18 protein-coding genes and 1 pseudogene are annotated in these 19,081 nt (G+C 55.9%); 13 read left to right on the forward strand and 6 right to left on the reverse strand.

Features of this window, described 5'->3' with window-relative positions:
- Nucleotides 1–129: 129 nt before the first annotated feature.
- The 6 genes and pseudogenes from ANT_RS11185 to ANT_RS18145 all read left to right on the forward strand — a co-directional run bounded on the left by ANT_RS11185 (nt 130) and on the right by ANT_RS18145 (nt 4,674).
- Nucleotides 130–2,124 carry a glycoside hydrolase family 127 protein gene (locus ANT_RS11185; RefSeq protein WP_013560634.1) on the forward strand — a complete coding sequence of 665 codons (1,995 nt, stop codon included), beginning with the start codon at nt 130–132 and terminating at the stop codon, nt 2,122–2,124.
- A gap of 144 nt (nt 2,125–2,268) precedes the next feature.
- Nucleotides 2,269–2,553 carry a 30S ribosomal protein S6 gene (gene rpsF, locus ANT_RS11190; protein ID WP_013560635.1) on the forward strand — a complete coding sequence of 95 codons (285 nt, stop codon included), beginning with the start codon at nt 2,269–2,271 and terminating at the stop codon, nt 2,551–2,553.
- A gap of 42 nt (nt 2,554–2,595) precedes the next feature.
- Nucleotides 2,596–3,000: a single-stranded DNA-binding protein gene (locus tag ANT_RS11195; RefSeq protein WP_013560636.1), complete on the forward strand. Its 405-nt coding sequence runs from the start codon at nt 2,596–2,598 to the stop codon at nt 2,998–3,000.
- A 15-nt stretch (nt 3,001–3,015) separates the two neighbouring features.
- Nucleotides 3,016–3,288, forward strand: coding sequence for a 30S ribosomal protein S18 (gene rpsR, locus ANT_RS11200; RefSeq protein WP_013560637.1), 273 nt, complete (start codon nt 3,016–3,018; stop codon nt 3,286–3,288).
- 69 nt (nt 3,289–3,357) lie between these two features.
- Nucleotides 3,358–3,831: pseudogene (locus ANT_RS18140) on the forward strand (SurA N-terminal domain-containing protein); the annotation flags it as partial.
- Between the two features lie 423 nt (nt 3,832–4,254).
- On the forward strand, nt 4,255–4,674 hold the full coding sequence (locus tag ANT_RS18145; RefSeq protein WP_432762673.1) for a peptidylprolyl isomerase: 420 nt from the start codon (nt 4,255–4,257) through the stop codon (nt 4,672–4,674).
- A gap of 51 nt (nt 4,675–4,725) precedes the next feature.
- On the opposite strand, the gene smc is transcribed toward ANT_RS18145, so the two are convergent.
- The 4 genes from smc to moaC all read right to left on the reverse strand — a co-directional run bounded on the left by smc (nt 4,726) and on the right by moaC (nt 10,374).
- On the reverse strand, nt 4,726–8,334 hold the full coding sequence (gene smc, locus ANT_RS11210; protein ID WP_013560639.1) for a chromosome segregation protein SMC: 3,609 nt from the start codon (nt 8,332–8,334) through the stop codon (nt 4,726–4,728).
- 36 nt (nt 8,335–8,370) lie between these two features.
- Nucleotides 8,371–9,084 (reverse strand): ribonuclease III, encoded by a 714-nt coding sequence (rnc, locus tag ANT_RS11215; protein ID WP_013560640.1) that lies wholly within the window; start codon nt 9,082–9,084, stop codon nt 8,371–8,373.
- Nucleotides 9,085–9,187: 103 nt separating this feature from the next.
- Nucleotides 9,188–9,889, reverse strand: a complete 702-nt coding sequence (moaD, locus tag ANT_RS11220) for a molybdopterin converting factor subunit 1 (RefSeq protein ID WP_013560641.1) — start codon at nt 9,887–9,889, stop codon at nt 9,188–9,190.
- Entirely contained in the window at nt 9,886–10,374 is a 489-nt protein-coding gene (gene moaC, locus ANT_RS11225; protein ID WP_041455002.1) for a cyclic pyranopterin monophosphate synthase MoaC, read from the reverse strand. Before moaC ends, moaD begins: the two co-directional genes overlap by 4 nt.
- 91 nt (nt 10,375–10,465) lie before the next feature.
- On the opposite strand from moaC, the gene ANT_RS11230 reads away from it, so the two are divergent.
- The 6 genes from ANT_RS11230 (at nt 10,466) to ANT_RS17420 (ending at nt 16,024) form a co-directional block, all read left to right on the forward strand.
- On the forward strand, nt 10,466–11,257 hold the full coding sequence (locus ANT_RS11230) for a segregation and condensation protein A (protein ID WP_013560643.1): 792 nt from the start codon (nt 10,466–10,468) through the stop codon (nt 11,255–11,257).
- An 89-nt stretch (nt 11,258–11,346) separates the two neighbouring features.
- A complete protein-coding gene (locus ANT_RS11235) occupies nt 11,347–11,631 on the forward strand; it encodes a DUF503 domain-containing protein (protein ID WP_013560644.1) in 285 nt (94 codons plus the stop codon).
- Between the two features lie 9 nt (nt 11,632–11,640).
- Nucleotides 11,641–12,432, forward strand: a complete 792-nt coding sequence (locus ANT_RS11240) for an SDR family oxidoreductase (protein ID WP_013560645.1) — start codon at nt 11,641–11,643, stop codon at nt 12,430–12,432.
- The gene (locus ANT_RS11245; protein ID WP_013560646.1) at nt 12,432–14,348 is read left to right on the forward strand and encodes a TIGR03960 family B12-binding radical SAM protein; all 1,917 of its coding nucleotides are present in this window, start codon (nt 12,432–12,434) and stop codon (nt 14,346–14,348) included. Before ANT_RS11240 ends, ANT_RS11245 begins: the two co-directional genes overlap by 1 nt.
- The gene (locus tag ANT_RS17130; RefSeq protein ID WP_013560647.1) at nt 14,345–15,001 is read left to right on the forward strand and encodes a TIGR03936 family radical SAM-associated protein; all 657 of its coding nucleotides are present in this window, start codon (nt 14,345–14,347) and stop codon (nt 14,999–15,001) included. The genes ANT_RS11245 and ANT_RS17130 overlap by 4 nt, the downstream gene beginning before the upstream one ends.
- A gap of 63 nt (nt 15,002–15,064) precedes the next feature.
- Nucleotides 15,065–16,024, forward strand: a complete 960-nt coding sequence (locus ANT_RS17420) for a hypothetical protein (RefSeq protein WP_013560648.1) — start codon at nt 15,065–15,067, stop codon at nt 16,022–16,024.
- Nucleotides 16,025–16,058: 34 nt separating this feature from the next.
- On the opposite strand, the gene ANT_RS11260 is transcribed toward ANT_RS17420, so the two are convergent.
- Nucleotides 16,059–16,976: a pseudouridine-5'-phosphate glycosidase gene (locus ANT_RS11260; RefSeq protein ID WP_013560649.1), complete on the reverse strand. Its 918-nt coding sequence runs from the start codon at nt 16,974–16,976 to the stop codon at nt 16,059–16,061.
- A gap of 4 nt (nt 16,977–16,980) precedes the next feature.
- Nucleotides 16,981–17,937 carry a carbohydrate kinase family protein gene (locus ANT_RS11265; protein ID WP_013560650.1) on the reverse strand — a complete coding sequence of 319 codons (957 nt, stop codon included), beginning with the start codon at nt 17,935–17,937 and terminating at the stop codon, nt 16,981–16,983.
- A 108-nt stretch (nt 17,938–18,045) separates the two neighbouring features.
- Here ANT_RS11265 and ANT_RS11270 point away from each other — a divergent pair, with 108 nt between their 5' ends.
- Nucleotides 18,046–19,062: a lysylphosphatidylglycerol synthase transmembrane domain-containing protein gene (locus ANT_RS11270; protein WP_013560651.1), complete on the forward strand. Its 1,017-nt coding sequence runs from the start codon at nt 18,046–18,048 to the stop codon at nt 19,060–19,062.
- Nucleotides 19,063–19,081 lie beyond the last annotated feature (19 nt).

The raw sequence follows: 19,081 nt of genomic DNA on the forward strand, positions 1-19,081 counted from the left end.
GTACTTCCATCATACCCCCATCCCCGCCGCAGCGATAGCCAGCGTGCAACCTTTTGCGAGGCATTTCCAACCCTCCCTCAGATAATTCCGGTATAAGATTAAAGCAATTCCCTGTGCTGTGGAGGAAAAATGATGAAAGGCGCTGTCATCACCCGCGGATTCTGGCACGAACGGCTGGAAGTCAACGCCCATCAAGCCATCTATCACCAGTGGGAGCAGTTGCAAGCCTCCGGATGCATCCACAACTTCCGCATTGCCGCCGGAGAATCCGAGGGGGTGCATGAGGGCTGGTTTTTCGCCGATTCGGACGCCTACAAATGGCTGGAAGCCGCCGCCCGCATTCTTCAGCATCACCCTGACGGCAAACTGGAAGAACTGGTGGACGGATTCATCGCCCTGCTGGGACGCGCCCAAATGCCCGACGGTTACCTCTTCACCTACAACCAGATTTTCTTCCCCGGCACGCGCTGGAAAAATTTGCAAATCGAACATGAACTGTACTGCCACGGGCACCTGATTGAGGCAGGGGTATCGCACTATCTGGCAACCGGCAAGACCACTATGCTGGAAATTGCCCGCCGCGCCGCTGACCGCATCGTTGCCGACTTCCGCGACAAGGGAGCCCTGCACACCTGCGGACACGAAGAGATTGAACTGGCGCTCCTGCGCCTCTACGAAGTCACCGGCGAGCGCGCCTATCTGGAGATGGCACAATCCTTCCTGGAACGCCGTGGGCGGGCTCCCTTCTTTGGACTGGCGCTTTTCGCCCAGAATACCAGCGTCAACCGCCGCGCCCGCCTGGTGCAAGAGAAGCGGCAAGCCTACCGCGCCGCACATCCAGACGCCCACCCCTATGTCCTGCCGCCGGGAAACGTGTCCAAAAAGCCCTGGAACACCACCCTGCGCTGGTACCTGAGCGCGCTCTCGGGCAAGTACTTCCAACAGCACGCTCCCCTGGAAAAACAGACCGTGCCGGTGGGACATGCCGTGCGCTTCGGCTACCTGCAGACGGCGGCGGCGCGCTGGATGCGCCTGACCGGCGATGAACGCTGGCTGGAAGTGCAGGAACAAGCCTGGGAGCGCATGGTCCTGCGGCGCATGTACCTCACTGGCGGACTGGGCGCAGTGCCGGGCATTGAGGGCTTTGGCAGGGACGACGAACTCGACCCCGAACTGGCATACGCCGAAACCTGCGCCGCACTGGCAAGCATGTTCTGGAATTGGGAACTGGCGCAAATTACCGGCAAAGCCCGCTACAGCGAGCTGTTTGAGTGGCAGTTGTACAACGCCGCCAGCGTGGGCATGGGACTGGACGGCACCACCTACCTCTACAACAACCCGCTGACCTGCCGCGGCGGGGTGGAGCGCCGCCCCTGGTACGCCGTGCCCTGCTGTCCTTCCAACCTCTCGCGCACCTTTGCCTGGCTGGGCGACTACCTCTACTCTGCCAAGCCGGGGCGGCTGTACGTGCACCAGTACCTTTCCAGCGACCTGCCCGCCCAGGAAATCCCCTGCGCCAACGGCAACCGCGTGCGCCTCTCCCTGCAAATGGACTCGCAACTGCCCTGGCACGGACACGTGGTCCTGCGTCTGCGCCGCTGGGAAGTGCTTGACCCCGACCAGCCCGCTCCGCTGGAGATTCTCCTGCGCCTGCCCTCCTGGGCGGAGAATCCGCGCCTGACTCTCAACGGTCAACCGCTCTTCCTGCAGATTCCCCAACCCCAACAGGACGGCGAGCCTCCCGCCGACGGATACGACCCGCGCCAGGCGGTCTTCCTGCCCCTCTCCCAACCCTGGGCGGAAGGTGACACCCTGGAACTGCGCTTTGACCTGCCCATCCGCCTGCGGCATGCCGCCCCGCGCCTGCGCTCGCGGCGCGGCAAAGTGGCGGTGACGCGCGGTCCGCTGGTGTACTGCGCCGAAAGCCTGGACCATCCCGGGCTGGACCTCTTCCGCCTGCACCTTGAGCCGGACTCGCTCGAACCGGTGTGGGAAGACTCGGTTCTCGGGCGCATCATCCAGATTCAGGGCAGGGACGAGCGCGGTAACCCGCTCACCCTCATCCCCTACTTTCTGTGGGGCAACCGCGGTCCCTCCCAAATGACCGTGTGGCTGAACGGGTAAAACACAAAATGAAAGAAGTCAATTTTTCAAATTTGCGATTCTGTGATACAATTGCGCCCTGCAAACCGCGTTGTTACTTTCCGCCCTCTCCGCGCCTACGGTTGTGAGGGAGGGCAAACCCGAGGAAAGGAGGATTTCCAACACATGCGTAACTACGAGGTTATCTTTATTATCCATCCTGAACTGGATGAAACCGCCAGCACTGCCCTCATTGAGAAGGTGCAGGGATGGATTACCGGAGCAGGCGGCACGGTGGAAAAAACCGACGTCTGGGGCAAGCGAACGATGGCGTACAGCATCCGCAAACAGCGTGAGGGCAATTACGTCTATATGCAGGTCGCCATGCCTCCCGCGTTCGTCAACGAACTGTCCACCAATCTGCGCCTGACCGAACCCGTCTTGCGCTATCTGATTACAGCCATCGGATAAGCCAGCGGAGTGGGAGAGGACTGATTCAAAAGAGGTAGTTGTATGAGTCGGGGACTGAACAAAGTGATGATCATTGGTCATCTGGGACGCGACCCGGAAATGCGCTATACGCCCTCCGGCAAACCGGTGACCACGTTTCCCGTGGCAACCAGCCGCACCTGGAATTCGGTGGACGGCGAACGCCACACCGAAACCGAATGGTTCAATGTGGTTGCCTGGGGTCAACTGGCGGAAATCTGCAAACAGTACCTTGCCAAAGGTCAGCAGGTGTACGTCGAGGGGCGTCTGCAAACGCGCCGCTGGGAAGACAGCGAAGGCGTCAAGCACGTGACGGTGGAAATCGTTGCCAGCGAGATGATGATGCTGGGAGACCGCCGTGACGTCAATCAAGCCGTGGAAACAGCCCTCTCCGAAGAAGAAGAAACTGATGAAGAATATCCCTTCTAAAATGGAGTAAGACCCATGAGCGATGAAATGATGATGGATATGGAACAACCGCAGATGCGGCGCTACGTGGCGCGCCCGAAAATCTGCCAGTTCTGCGTGGATAAGAACATTAAAATTGACTACAAAGCGGTGGATTTACTGCGCCGCTACGTCACCGAAGAGGGCAAGATTCGCCCGCGCCGCCAAACCGGCACCTGCGCCAAGCATCAGCGCGAACTGGCAACCGCCATCAAACGCGCCCGCCATCTGGCGTTCCTGCCCTTCGTGGCATCGGATGAACAGGAGTAAAGCCTAGACTCTTCCATCCCGGGGCAGGGGTCACGCCGACCCTTGCCCTATTTTTGTATTGAGGTATCCATGGCAAAGCAACCCGAGAAGAAGGTCATTACCAACAAGAAACACCTTGCCCGCATTGAACGGGAACAGCTGCAGAGGCGCTACTTACTGCTCGGCACAGCCATTGTGCTGATTGCGGTCATCGGCTTGATCGTGTACGGCATTCTTGACCAATCCGTGCTCAAGCAGAACCGTGCCGTCGCCCAGGTAGGCAATGAAAAGATTACCGTCAAGGAATTCCAGACCGAAGCCAAGTTCTGGCGTTACCTCCAGGTTCAGCAGTACAACAACCTTGCCAGCAACCCTCTGCTGGTGCAGTTCTACGGTTCGTATCTGCAGGAACTGGAAACCTCGCTGGCTGACCCGCAGACCATCGGCAAGCAGGTGCTGGATGCGATGATTGAAGATGCCCTGGTGGCGCAGGAAGCCGCCAAACGCGGCATCACCGTGAGCGAAGAGGAAATTGACAAAGAGATGCAGGAAGCCTTTGGCTTCTACATCAACGGCACGCCTACCCCCACCCTCACCGCCACGCCGTTCGCCACCGCCACCCTCACCACCCAGCAGTTGACCTGGCTGCCGCCGACAGACACGCCTGAGCCTACCGCCACGCCCGAACCGGCAACGCCAACCCCGGAGGTCACCCCCACGCCGCAGCCCACCGCCACGCCCACCCCGGAAGGTCCTACCCCCACGGCAACGGCTTCCCCCACCCCTCTGCCCACAGCGACCCCCTATACACTGGAAGGTTACAAGCAAACCTACAGCGACTTCCTCGCCAAGGTACAGGTGTACGGATATGACGAAGCCCACCTGCGGGATTACATCAAGCGCCTGATTCTGAAGCGCAAACTGGCAGATGCGCTGAGCGCCGACCTGCCACGCGAAGAAGAAAAGGTGTGGGCGCGCCACATCCTGGTGGAAACCGAGGAAACCGCCAAAGAGGTGCTGGATCGCCTCAACAAGGGTGAGGACTGGGTGAAACTGGCGGCAGAGTACTCCAAAGACACCAGTAACGCCAACAAAGGCGGCGACCTGGGTTGGTTTGGCAAAGGTACCATGGTCAAAGAGTTTGAGGACGCCGTCTATGCTCTCAAGGTGGGGGAAATCAGCCAGCCGGTGCAGACCACCTTTGGCTATCACATTATCCAGTTGCTGGGGCGCGAGGTACGTCCGCTGACCGACAGCGAATTCAACCAGAAGAAGCAGGCGGCATACGATGAGTGGCTGACGCAAGCCAAATCCGCAGACACGGTCAAAACCTTTGACTTGTGGATGGAAGTAGCCCCCAGCGTACCCGCCATCACACCGGTTGCCCTGCCTTCTACCGGGCAATAAAGACAACCAGTTTACTCAAAAGGCTGTCCTTTCGCAGGACAGCCTTTTTATTTACTTGACCATTTCCTCGCTGAGTTCGTCCAGACGCAGGCTAATCACCTGGCTGGCAGAGTCGCGTCCCATGGTGACGCCGTAAATCACGTTTGCCGCCTGTACAGTATTGCGGTTGTGGGTGATGAGGATAAACTGCGTCTTCTGCGCCAGTTCGAGAAGCAAATCGCGGAAGCGCCCCACGTTGGCTTCATCGAGCATGGCGTCCACCTCATCCATGATGCAGAAAGGCGTAGGCGAGACCTTAAGCAGGGAGAAAATCAGTGCCACGGCGGTCAAACTGCGCTCACCGCCAGAAAGCAGAGAAAGCCCCTGATCGCGGCGCCCGGGCAGGCGGGCTTCAATGTCAATGCCCATGTCGGCGGTGCTTTCGCCTTCGGTAAGAATCAGGCGAGCAGTGCCGCCCCCGAACAGGCGGGTGAACATGTGTCGGAACTCGTATGCAACGGCATCGAAGGTCTTGCGGAACTCGCGTTTCATCAGTTCGTCCAGTTCGGCAATCACCTTGCGCAGGTCTTCATCGGCTTTGTGCAGGTCTGTCACCTGCTGTTTGAGGAAGTCGTAGCGTTCCTTGACCGCGCGGTACTCGCTGGCGACTTCAGGATTGATGGGTCCCATGCGGCGCAACAGCGCACGCTGGCGGTTAATATTCTCTTCCAGTTCAGCGGGCAGTTCAGTCAGGCGTGGCAGTTGTTCCACCATACCTTCCAGCGGCAGTGGCGCCTGCCCGGCTTCTCCCTGGTACTCGAAGGCAACGATACCGAAATCATCTTCCACCTTACGGCGCAGGGAGTCCAGCGCCTCGCGCTGTCGGGAGAGTTCCAGTTGCGCCTGATTCACATGCCGTTCCGCCACTGCCGTAGCCTGCTGGGCGGCAATCAGGCGGTTTTGCTGTTCGGCGGCTTCCTGTTCCAGTTGACGTACATGGGCTTCGGCGGGTTCAATCTGCAGGCGCAGGGCTTCAATGCGGGTGTGAATTTCGGCAGATTGTTCCTGCACCTGGGCTTTTTCAGCGTCCAGTTCATTCAGGCTGGCTTCCATCTCTGCCAGGCGCTGAATCAGGGCGTCGTGCTGTCGGCGAGCGCTTTCCTCTGCCTGTTTATGTTCTTCCAAACGCCGCTGGGCTTCGTTCACCGCGCGCTGAGTCACCGCCAGACGGGTGTTCCAGTGAGCCACCTCGGATTGCAGTTCTTCCAGAGGCAGTCCGGAGAGAGAACGATTCAGCAGGCGCACCTGCTCGGCGGTTTGCTCCACCGTCCTGCCAATTTCCTGCAGGGCATGGGCTTCCTGTGCGGCTTCAGTCTGGGCTTTCTCAATCTGCGCTTCCAGTCCAGCTAATTGCTTTTTCTGGTATTCCTGCCGCTGTTTGACCTGTTCTACTTCCAGCGCGGCTTGTTGCAGGCTCTGGGTTGCGCGGGTCAGTGCCTGTTGGGCTTCGCGCACCTGCTTCTCCTGTTCCTTTTCCTGCTCGCGCAGGCGGGCAATCTCGCTTTCCAGAGCGTGCAGTTCGGATTGCACCCGTTCGAGGTGGGTTTGTTTCTCTTCCAGCGCCGAGCGCAGTTCCTGCAATCGGCGAGCGCGTCCGATGGGCGTACTGGCATTTTTGGATTCGCGCCCGGCGATGATGATGCCGTTGCCCAGGAAGACTTCTCCCTGCAGAGTGACCACACGGGCTTGCGGTGGAAGGCTCTCCACCATCCGCTGAGCGACAGTGCGGTTCTCCACCAGCAACACCTGACCGAGCAAGAGATCTACCACTGCCTGCAAAGCGGGCATCACCCGCACCAGGCGCGAGGCAATTCCAATCACGCCGGGTTCACTCTCCGCCGCCTGCAGACTTTCCCCCACCCGGGCGCGTTCCAGCGGAACAAGCACCGCGCGCCCTTTTTCCCCTTGAAGCAAAGCGGTAAGGGCGGCATCCAGATCCCCCGTACCTTCCACCAGCACGGCATTGACCAGTTCGCCCAGCGCGGCGGCAACGGCTTGCTCGTATTCCGCAGGGACAATGAGATGACTGCTCAACGCCTGATACGTCCCTTGCAGGCGTTTCTGGCGTGCTTCCTGAAGCAGGAAGCGCGCGCCTTCGGCTAAACCGGAATAACTGCGTTCCGCCTGTTCCAGCACTTCCAGTTGAGCGCGCAGACGTGTGGCTTCGGCTTCCAGACGATTGCGTTCTTCCTGTAAAGCCCGGCGCTCTTCTTCACGTGTGCGCAGAGTCTGTTGATGCGTGCGCAGAGTTTCTTCGAGTTTCTTCCAGGTATCTTCTGCCTGCGTGCGGTTGCGTTCCCATTGAGCATGGCGGCTCTGGGCACGCTGTAAGTCTTCCTGCTCGCGCTTTAGTGCTTGCTGAAGGGATTGCACACTGCTCTGCAGGTTCTCGATGCGATGCAACAGTTCAGTGTGATGTGCGCGCACCTGCACCTGGCGGGTTTCAGATTGCGTTTGCAGACGGCGGGCATCGCGCAGTTGGGCTTCCAGTTTACTGCGCTCCGCCTGACGGGCTTCCAGCGCCTTGCGGGCATCGCGCAGGCGTTCTTCGGCTTCTTTCTGCTCTTCCAGAAGGCGCTGGATTTCCTCTTCCAGGGTTTGGCGCTTGTCCAGCCGCGCCTGATTTTCTTCCGCCATGCGTTCGAGGTCATTTTGCGTGCGCTGACGCTGATCCACAAGGGCTCGCTGACGTTCTTCCAGCACTGCCATGCGCTTGCTGACTTCCTCCCAGCGGGCATGGGCTTCGGCAGACTGACGATGAAGCACCCCCAGGCTTTCGCGCAGTTCGTTCAAACGCTGACGGATCTCCACACTGCGCTGTTCTTCCTCGAGAAGGTGATCGCGGGCTTGCTGGAAGCGCTCTTCCTGAGCCAGCAGGGCTTCGCGCGCCAGAGTCAGTTCCCGCTGAACGCGATGCCAGTGATACCCATACCAGTCCCGTAAAAGCAAGCGCAAATCGGCACGGATTTGTTCGTACTCCATTGCACGTTTGGCTTGTTTTTCCAAACTGTGAAGGCGCGGTTCCAGTTCAGAGAGGATATCCAGCACACGCTCCAGATTGCGCCGGGTAGTATCCAAGCGGTGCAGGGCTTCTTCCCGGCGACTGCGGTAAAGCCCAATGCCTGCGGCTTCCTCGAAAAATCGCCGGCGTTCCTCCGGCTTGAGCGAGAGAGCCGCATCCACCAATCCTTGCCCGATGATGGTATAGGTGCGCTCCGCCAGACCGGATTGCGCCAGTAATTCGTTGATTTCTTTCAGACGAACCCGCTGCCCATTCAGAAGATACTCGTTGGAGCCATCGCGGTAAGCGCGGCGGGTAATCAGCACTTCAGAATAATCGATGGGCAACCAGCCGCTCTCATTGTCAAACAGGATAGACGCCGAAGCCATCCCCGCGCGCGGGCGCAACTCCGAGCCAGAGAAAATCATGTCCTCGGTCTTGCGTCCCCGCAACAGACTGAAAGATTGTTCTCCCAACACCCAACGCACAGCATCGGCAATATTGGACTTTCCCGAGCCGTTAGGCCCCACAATCGCGGTGACCATACCGGGAAACTCGAAGAGGGTACGGCTGGCAAAGGTTTTATACCCATGCAGTTCCAGCGATTTCAGTAAAGGCATAATGTTATGACTTCATCCCCTATCCAGAATGGGATTTCATTCTTCCAGCAAACCAAGGCGTTTGAGCGCATCAGCGGCGGCGGCTTTGGTCGCGGCTTGCTTGCTCGACCCAATCCCCGAGCCGTAAATCTGCCCGTTAATCAGCACATCCACCTCAAACTGTTTGGAATGCTCTGGACCGCTGGACGAACGGACAATGTAGCGCGGTGCCTGAAAACCCTGTCCCTGCGCCCATTCCTGCAACATGCTCTTGGGGTCTTCAATGGTTTGCCGGGCAAGGATTTCATCCGCCGCTTTTTCCAGCATAGGCTCAATAAAGCGGCGCACCCCCTCAATACCAGAATCGAGGTAAATAGCTCCAATGACGGCTTCAAAAGCGTCGCATAATAACGCCGGGCGGTCTCGTCCACCCGCCTGCGTTTCGCCTTTGCCCAAGCGCAAGGCCCGTCCCAGGTCCACCTTGCGGGCAAACTCCGACAACTGCTCGGTGGAAACCAGCACCGAACGCATACGGGTTAAATCCCCCTCAGGCATATCGGGATAGCGATTGTACAGCCACGCGCCGACAACGAAATCCAGTACTGCATCTCCCAAAAATTCCAGGCGTTCGTTGTCTTCAATGGCTTCGGGGTGCTCATTGAGATATGAGCGATGGGTCAACGCGCGACTCAACAGGAAGAAACTCTTAAATGAAAGACCTAAACGGTTGGCAAATTCCTGTGGCGATTCTGCCAGAGCATTCTCGTTCACCGGTTTTTCCTCCCCGGAACCGGAGGAACGCAAACCGCCCGGACGACCACCTTCTATCCCGGCGGTTTGCGATCCCTCAGTTCTCCATCTGTTCAGAATTTTTTTAATCACCCCGTTTCGGGTGGTATTCCCCTTCAACCCAAACTTCGCCATGTGGGCCAATCTCTTTCTTCCAGATTGGAACAATTTCCTTCAGACGGTCAATACCGTAACGTGCCGCCTCAAAAACGCCGGTATCACGATGTGCCGCCGTGCAGGCAATCAACACGGTGGGTGTACCTGCATCCAGCAAGCCAATACGCTGAACGATGGCGATACCCTCGACTGAGGGCCAGCGCTGGCGGATTTCCTCCGCCACCTGCCTCATTTTGGCTTCCGCCATGGGCACATAGGCTTCGTACTCTAACCGCACCGTCTCGTGGGGGGCACCCCGTTCGGTTTTTGCCCGCACCATCCCGGTAAAGAAACACGCCGCGCCAGTGGTGGGCAGGGTAATCCGCGCAAGAAGGTCATCCAAATCCAGCACGTCCGTGGTCACCCTCACTATCGTAGGAAACTCTGCTCCCCCGCTTACCGGCGGGAACAGAGCCACCTCAGCCTGATCGGGAATAAGATCCTCGTCGAAAGCGAACTGCCGATTCACCGCCACAATCACATTTTCCATTGTTCCCGCCAGGTTGGGTAACGATTGACTCAGCAGTTGCTTGAGATCGCGAACACGGCTTTCCGCCGGCAGTTCTAATTCTTTACGGGAAAAACCTGCCCGTTCTTTCAGCGAAGCAAACATTAAGACAACAACCTTCATGCTTCCTCGTTAATCACGTCTCCGCTCAAGCCGCCATGTTTTTCCACCAAACGGATATTGTGGATGCGCGCCCCTTTTTCCACGGCTTTGACCATATCATACACCGTCAAAGCGGCAACGGCTACCGCAGTGAGGGCTTCCATTTCCACACCGGTTTTTCCGGTGGTACGTGCCAGGGCTGTAATACGGACTCCCGGAAGGGCATCATCCAATTCCAGTTTTACATCCACCTGATGCAGAGGCAAGGGATGACACAGCGGAATTAACTCGCTAGTCTTTTTTGCCCCCAAAATACCGGCAATTTGTGCTACGCCCAGCACATCCCCTTTCTTCATCAGCCCTTGACGGATAAGTGCCAGGGTTTCGGGACGTAAAACCACCTCTCCACGGGCAATGGCAGTACGTTCGGTGTCTGGCTTGCCGCTCACATCCACCATGTGCGCCGAACCGCTTTCATCTATATGGGTAAGACCGCCTTTATCCACTGAGAAATGCACACCTTGAAGAGGTTTTTGTATCAGGGGGTATTATAACCGAGTTTTCTCAGATACCCGTCTATCTGCTATAATACCCCTCGTGAGTTTTCAGGTAGCAGGTTTTCAGACAGAAGGGTATCGGGTACAAACCCCTGTATATGAAGGTCCGCTGGACCTTCTGCTGGAATTAATCGAGCGCGCCGAACTGGACATCACCACCCTGGCGCTTGCGCAGGTGACCGACCAGTATCTCGCTTACCTGAGCCAACTGGAAGACCGGGATGCCGCAGAAGTTTCCGCGTTTCTGGTGATTGCCGCAAGACTGGTGCAAATTAAATCTGCCGCATTACTCCCCCGTCCTACTGTAGAATCCCACACCAGCGAGGAGGAAAATCCCGGCGAAGCCCTGGCACGCCAGTTAATCATTTACAAGCGCTTCAAAGAACTGGCAGAAATTCTTGGTGACCGCGAAGCCAGAAATTTGCGCACCTACCTGCGTTTGAGTCAGCCTTCTGTTAAAGTGGAAGCCAAACTGGACCTGAGCGGCGTTTCCCTGGAAGACCTGGTACAAGCCGCGCGCGGGATTTTTATCAGTCAGCCCGACCTGCCTGCCTTGAGCAAGGTGGTTTCCAAACCACGCATTACCATCCGCGAGAAGATTCAAAATATTCTGGAGCGCCTGAAAAAAGCAGGCAAGACCACCTTCCGCTCGCTGATTTCTATTCGAAACGACCGTTTGGAATGGGTGGTGACGTTCCTTGCCATGCTGGAACTGGTCAAGCGCCACATCATTCAAGCCACCCAACAGGAACTTTTCGGCGAAATTGAACTCTCATCCAACAGCGAGGGGGTAAGCGCCGAAAACATTGAGACTGAGTTCATTGATTCGTAATCCCCTTAAATATGGAGCGTTTTGTCCAATCAATTGACGCAGTCCAACCTTTGGGGGTATGATTAAACTGGATAAAATCAGGTGAAATTATGCCCGTAGGTGTATTGTCCATTCACATTCGTCTGCCGGGGTGCACCTCGCTCAAAGAAAAACGCGGGCGCATCAAACCCGTGCTGGCACGTTTACACCGCGAGTTTAACGTCTCTGCCGCCGAAATGGACCTGCAGGATCACTGGCAGGAAGCCCTGCTCGCCTGCGCCGCATTGAGCAACGATCGCGTACAGGTACAACGTCTGCTCCAAAAAGCGCTGGAAGATGTTCACGACCACTTTTTGGATATTGAAGTACTGGATCATCACATTGAATTGATATAGAGGGAACGCATGGATTTGGGTCTTCGGGGAAAAATTGCAGTGGTAACCGGCGCAAGCCGCGGCTTGGGCTTTGCCACCGCCCGCCTGTTGGCGCAGGAAGGCGCGCAGGTTGTTATCAACAGCCGTAATTCCGAGCGTTTGAACCGCGCCGCCGAGCAAATTTCCCGCGAAAGCGGATCGGAAGTACTGGCTATTGCCGGAGATGTTACCAATGCAGAATTTCCCTCAGCCCTGGTACAACGCACCGTCGAACGCTTTGGCGGACTGGATTTGCTGGTCACCAATACTGGCGGTCCAAAGCCCGGGGCTTTTGAAGACCTGAACGAAGAAGACTGGCAACGGGCTGTTGATTTGTGCCTGATGGCGCATGTACGGCTCATCCGCGCGGCATTGCCAATTTTGAAGCGAAGTTCATCCCCCGCTATTCTTACCATTACCTCGATTTCAGTCAAGCAACCCATCCCCAACCTGATTCTTTCCAATGCAGTCCGCGCCGCTACGGTAGGGTTAACCAAATCGCTGGCGCTGGAATTGGGACAATACAACATCCGGGTAAACTCTATCCTGCCGGCATGGGTGGAAACGGAACGCATTGCCGAACTGCTGGAAGCCCGCGCGAAAGCCAACCAGACCCGTATTGAAGAAGAAATGGCGAAGCAGGCGCTCGAATCACCCTTTGGGCGCATTGCCCAGCCCGAAGAATTTGCCCGCGCGGCAGTGTTCCTGCTTTCTCCAGCAGCATCTTACCTTACAGGTGTCATGTTACCGGTAGATGGCGGTATGTACAAAGGAGTGTTTTAATGGCTATCTGGACTCCCGAACAAATCGAAACCGTTCTGGATCGTATTCTTCTTAAAGTGCAGAAACCCGGTCGTTATACCGGGGGCGAACTGAATCAGATTGTGAAGGCATGGGAACAGGTAAAAACAAAGATTGCTCTGATCTTCCCCGATATTTACGACCTGGGCCTGCCCAATCTGGGTTTGACGATTCTTTACGATGAAATCAACCGCCGGGAAGATGCCCTGGCAGAACGCGCTTACGCTCCCTGGACAGACATGGAAAACCAGATGCGTTCGCTGGGCATGCCCCTTTACTCGCTGGAAAGCAAACACCCGCTGCAGGAATTCGACATCCTGGCGTTTACCCTGCCGTACGAAAGTCTTTATACCAATGTGTTAAATATCCTTGACCTGGCAGGGTTGCCTGTACTGGCAGAAGAGCGCGATGAACGCCATCCGCTGGTGATTGCCGGCGGACATGCCGCGTTCAATCCTGAACCCATGTCACCCTTCATTGACGCCTTCGCCATCGGAGAGGGCGAGGAAATCATTCACGATATTATTGAGGTTTATCGGGCATGGAAACAAAGCGGGCAGAGCCGCGAGACCTTGTGGCTGAGCCTGGCAGGCATCCCCGGCATGTATGTTCCACGATTGTATGAGGTGGAATATCATCCTGATGGAACAGTCAAACGGATTGCTCCCAAATCAAAGGAAGCTCCCCTGCCCATCGTCAAACGAATAGTGGCTCAATTACCCCCGCCTGTCACCCGTTTCATTGTGCCTTCGATTGACATCGTCCACAACCGTATTCCCATTGAAATCATGCGTGGATGTACCCGGGGATGCCGCTTCTGCCACGCCGGTATGGTTACCCGCCCGGTGCGAGAGCGTCCGGTAGAAGAAATTCTTCAAGCCATTGAGACAGCCCTGGAAGCCACCGGATATGAAGAAGTAGGACTACTCTCGCTGGCATCTTCAGACTATACGCATATTCAGGAACTGGTGGAAGCGGTTACCCAACAATTCGGCGATCAGAAAATCACCGTTTCCCTGCCTTCTTTGCGCATTGAATCCTTTTCGGTGGAACTGATGAAAGGGTTAAAGTCTCTGAAACCCAGCGGCGGTTTCACGCTTGCGCCCGAAGCCGCCTCTGAACGCATGCGGCGGGTGATTAACAAGTTCATTCCGCATGAGCAAATTCTGGAAACCGCCCGCGAGATTTTCGCTCATGGGTGGACAACCATCAAACTGTATTTCATGATTGGACACCCCGAGGAAACCCTGGAAGATGTACAAGCCATCATCGACTTGTGTCATGCCGTTTTACGCGAAGGGAGAAGAATTTGCGGCGGGCGCGCCAAAGTTCATGCCGGGGTCAGTACTTTCATTCCAAAGCCACACACTCCCTTTCAGTGGGTTTCTGCTGACACCATGGAGCAAATCCAAGCCAAACAAGCCCTACTGCAACAAGGATTGCGCGGACAGGGTTTCAAACTGAATTGGGTAGACCCCAAAGTGACCCTGCACGAAGCCTGGCTATCCCGTGGCGACCGCCGTATTGGTCAGGTGATTCTGCGCGCCTGGCAACTGGGGGCTAAATTTGACGCCTGGCAGGAACATTTCAACTTCGACCTGTGGCTTCAGGCTTTTGCAGAATGCCACCTCGATCCGGCGTTTTACAGCCACCGTAAACGCGACCTCGATGAAGTGCTCCCCTGGTCGCACATCAGCATCGCCGTACGTCCATCGTATCTGAAACAGGAATATCAGAACAGTCTGACCGGTACCCTGCGAGATGACTGCCGGGGGCATTGCTATGCTTGTGGGATTCTACCAACCTTCAATGACCTGAGGGCCAAGACACCCGACGAAGCCTGGAAATGCCCGCCAGTGCGCCGAAAAACCCCGATTAGAGAGAAAGCAACGGCATGAGCGCATTAACCCGCTATCGGTTGTGGTATGCCCGCGGCGCTGAACTGCGCTATGTGAGTCATCTGGATATGATGCTGGTGTGGGAGCGCACCTTCCGCCGCGCTCGATTGCCCCTGGCTTTTTCTCAAGGCTTCAACCCACGCCCGCGTTTTCACCTGGCAAGTGCTTTGCCTTTGGGCTTCACTTCACTTTGTGAAGTCGCAGATGTCTGGCTGGTCGAACCGCTTCCCCCCAAGGATGTACAGATACGAGTGCAAAGAGCGGCACCGCCCGGATTATCCCTTCAGCGGGTAGAAATCATTCCCTTACAACATCCCGCTTTGCAAACGCTGGTACTTTCGGCAGAATACCTCGTGAAATTCCGGGAAGGATGCCCCGCCGATATTGCCGAGCGGATCGAAAATCTGCTCAACCAAAAAGAAATTATTCGGGTCAGGCGGGAAAAGTCTTACGACTTACGCCCTTTAATTGAGGCGCTTCATCTGGTGACACTGCCCGAATCAGATTTACCCGCGCTTGCCATGCGCCTTTCAGCCAAGGAAAGCGCCACCGCACGCCCGGAAGAAGTTTTGCTGGCGCTGGGAATCGATCCCATTACCGCACGCATGGAGCGCACCCGTCTGATTTTTCAAGAGCCTGTCTCGACAAGTTAATCCATGCCACCCAGTACAGTCATCCTTTCAGGACTTTTTCAGACCGTGCTATAATCCGTCTCAATGAACCTGGATATTAAGACAGGCGTGGTTGTTGCCTCGTTCACCTTCCTGTTCTTATCGTTCTTTTCCTTCTGGACAGGATGGCGAACGATTCAAGCAGGGCGGCGACTGACCTACTTCCAAAAACGGCGTCAACGCCTCAGCCAGGGATGGCGGTTAGTATTCTTCTCCCTGATCTTTTTTGCCATGGGAGTAATCATCAATCGATTCGCTGAACCAGTGGCTTACCGGTATTTTCCCCCCACCCCAACCGTGACACTGACCCCTACAGTGACTCTAACCCCCACCATTACCCTGACGCCTACCATTACCCTGACGCCTACCATTACCAATACTCCTTCGATTACCAATACCCCCGCTATGCCCTCTGTGGTAGCGACGCAATTCCTCTCCACCATCACCCCCAATCCTTCTGCCGTGTTCAGTCCCCTGGTGTTTGCCACCAAACTGGATAAGAGTTTTCAACCCGTTGATCCGGCAGATATTTTCAAGAACCCGGTTCCGCAAATCTATGCCATCTTCAGTTATGATCAGATGACCGTGGGGTCGCAATGGAGTGCTCTCTGGTATCGGGGTAGCGAACTGGTATGCTTTGAAACCCTGCCCTGGAACGGTGGTACGGGCGGTTTTGGATATTCCGAGTGTATAGATCCCTTGGGCGGCTGGCTGCCGGGCGAATACGAAGTGCAGATCTTTGTCGGTACAGAATGGAAACGCTCCGGACGGTTTACCGTAGAAGGTGAACCGCCTACGCCACAACCCAGCCGTACGCCAACCCGCACGCCCGTCCCTACTGCTACGCCGGGTCCAAGCCCTACCCGTCCATCACCCACGCCATCTTTCACCGGGACTGCAACCAACACGCCCACGGTGACGCGCACTCCCACCATCACCAATACCCGCCGACCAACGGATACGCGCTGGCCCACAGCCACGGCAACTTCCACCCCTCGACCATAGTCTTAAGGGGCACCTCAAGGGTAGATTTCCAAAGTTAGAGGATACACCTGTGAAAATCGGCAAGCGCGCCAGCAATTTGTGCCCCGACGCGGGCATTCTGACGCAAGAGAGCAAGATTTGCCTGTAAACTGGTACCGCCGCTCAATTCTGCCATACGCGCCAGCAAGAATGGTGTTACCCCAGCCCCATGAATACCGCGCTGATTGGCTTCCTGAACGGCTTGCTCAATCCAGCGTTCTACCTGCTCTCGAGGTAAAGCCGCTTCCACCGGCGGCGGCACAACAACCAGCACGGCGCTGGAATTCCCCATCTGCCAGTGTGTTTGGGCAATCTTCGCCACTTCTTCGGGACTGTCCGCACGGACATCTACAGGCAAACCGCTTTCGCGTGAATAAAAGGCGGGGAATTCATCCGTCTGATACCCAACCACAGGAACGCCGTGCGTTTCCAGTACCTCACGAGTCGCCGGTAAGTCCAGAATGGCTTTGGCACCCGCACAAACAACCACCAGTGGAGAACGTCCCAATTCGAATAAATCGGCGCTAACGTCAAACGGGGCATGACGATGTACCCCGCCAATACCACCAGTAGCAAACACCCGGATTCCCACTTGGCGCGCTACCACCAGCGTACCGGCAACGGTGGTCCCGCCGCTTTCTCCCCGTGCCAGGGCAATGCCGAAATCTCTGGCACTGATCTTGCGCACCGCAGATTCCTGCGCCAAACTCTCCAGGGCTTCCGCCGACACCCCCACATAAACCGCCCCACGAAGCACACCAATAGTTGCCGGGGTTGCTCCCTGTTCCTGTACTTCCTGCTCCAGGGCATGCGCCAGTTGTACATTTACAGGATAGGGCAAACCATGCGTGACCACCGCAGTTTCCAGGGCTACCAGAGGAGTTTTTGCATCTAATGCCTTTTGTACAGCGGGGGAAAGGACTATCTTTTCCATACTTTCATCCAATCAATTGGTCGTAAAGGCTTTCCAGAGAAATCCCTGGGTACACCGGCCCGGTATGCCTCAACACTAGAGAGGCAGCAGTCACTCCAAGACGGACACTATCATCCAGCGGAATATTGTTGAGCAAACCAAATAGTGTGGTGGCTGTCAATGCATCCCCTGCACCGGTTGGGTCAACCACCTTTGTACGCACCGCGGGGACATGTCCACTGGTTTCAGAGGTAGCATACACTACTCCAAACGCCGCCAAAGCAATGATCACCACTTCAACCCCCTGGTTAATAAGAAACCGGGAGACTTCCAGGGCACTGGCTCGACCGGTTACATCGGGGGTATGATTGGTCAACACAGAAGCCTCTTTACTGTTGGTAGATAACAGGAAGAGATGCTTCAGGTAAGGCAACAAGCGCTCAGCGAGAACAACAGAGGTCGTATCGGCGCAAACAGGGACTTTCAAACGCCGCGCTTGCTGAACCACCACCTTCAGGGTCTTCGGTGGTAGATTCGCATCCACGAAAATCACGCTGGACTCGGCAAACAACGGTTCCAGTTCGCGGATATACGCAGGCGTCAACGCTTGAAGCACCTGCATATCCTCCAGCGCCATTTTCAAAGTTCCATCGGACTCATATACCGCCAGATAAGACCCCGTGTCGTACCCCTTGACATGGAGGCTGGGAGAAACATCTACCCCGCAGGAAGCCGTGTGTTCGAGTAAATCCGAACCAAAGGGGTCTTCTCCCACAGCGGTAGCCAACCGCACTGCTTGCCCTAAACGCGCCAGGTTTTCCGCCACATTGCGGGCTACCCCGCCGAAGGAAAATCGAATGCTTGCAGGATTAGCCAGGCGCTCGGTGACCGGCTCAGTAATTACGCCTACCATATCCAGCCCGGCGGCACCAATTGCCAGCACGGGACGATCAGCACGTTCCTGTAAACTTTCGAGGGACATATGTTGATTGTATTACAGATTTACCTGACAGAATTGAAAACTTTAAGTTAACAACCCTGTAAGGAAATCCTTGACAATTCTCAGTATAATCCCTTTAGAGGGATATCCATGAGTGTGACCAATCGTTCATTGTTTCGCTCGCTCTTACCAGGTGTTTTTCTGGGCTTTGTAGTGTTATTGGGACTGGCATTCCTGGGCGATTTACAGCACGTCAGTTCCACGATATTGGAATTCAAGGTGCAGTACTTTGGGATTGCCCTGGCATTTACCCTGCTGAATTATGCTTTACGTTTTGTGAAGTGGCATATTTACCTGAAGCAAATTGGCGTCCACCGACTTAAAATAGGGACAAGCCTGCGCATCTTTGTAGCGGGGTTTCCACTTGCCGTCACCCCAGGAAAAGTTGGTGAGGTATTAAAGGGGGTCTGGCTGATGCGGAAAACCTCCGTGCCAGTAGGACGGGGCGTTTCCGTGGTATTAGCAGAGCGGCTCAGCGACGGATTGGCTGTGGCTCTTCTTTCTACTATTGGCATTCTGGCTTTCCCCCAATACTGGATAGGTTTTGCCATCCTTCTGGCAGGCTTGATTGGGGTGATGATTCTCTCCCAAATCCGCCCTGCTGCATTATGGGTTTTAGATCAAATTGAAAGAGTTGGCTTTCTCAGGCGCTTTTCTCAGAATATTCGCGAGTTTTACGAAGGGAGTTTTACTCTGTTTCAACCGGGTGTAGCGATTCTGGCAGTCGGTTTAGGACTGATTTCCTGGTTGGGAGAAGGAATTGGTTTTTATTTTATCCTCAGAGGCTTGGGGTTAGAACCGACATCTCATCTCCTCCACACCGCTGTCTTTATTCTGGCTTTCTCCACGATCATCGGCGCGGTCTCGGCTCTGCCAGGCGGGTTAGGCGCGGCAGAAATTTCGATTGCCGGGCTGTTGACCCTGACGCTTCACCTCTCTCCAGACATCGCCTCTACAGCCACGGTATTGATTCGGCTGGCAACCTTATGGTTTGGAGTCTTCCTAGGGGTAATCACCTGGTCGTTCTCGCCCGACTTAACAGGTTTGGAGATGGCAAAAAGGCTCATCATCGAACCCAACACCCAACCTGAAAAACTGCTAAAATAAACACATTGCAGTGAATTTA

The organism is Anaerolinea thermophila UNI-1 (assembly GCF_000199675.1).
GTDB classification, from domain to species: Bacteria; Chloroflexota; Anaerolineae; order Anaerolineales; family Anaerolineaceae; genus Anaerolinea; species Anaerolinea thermophila.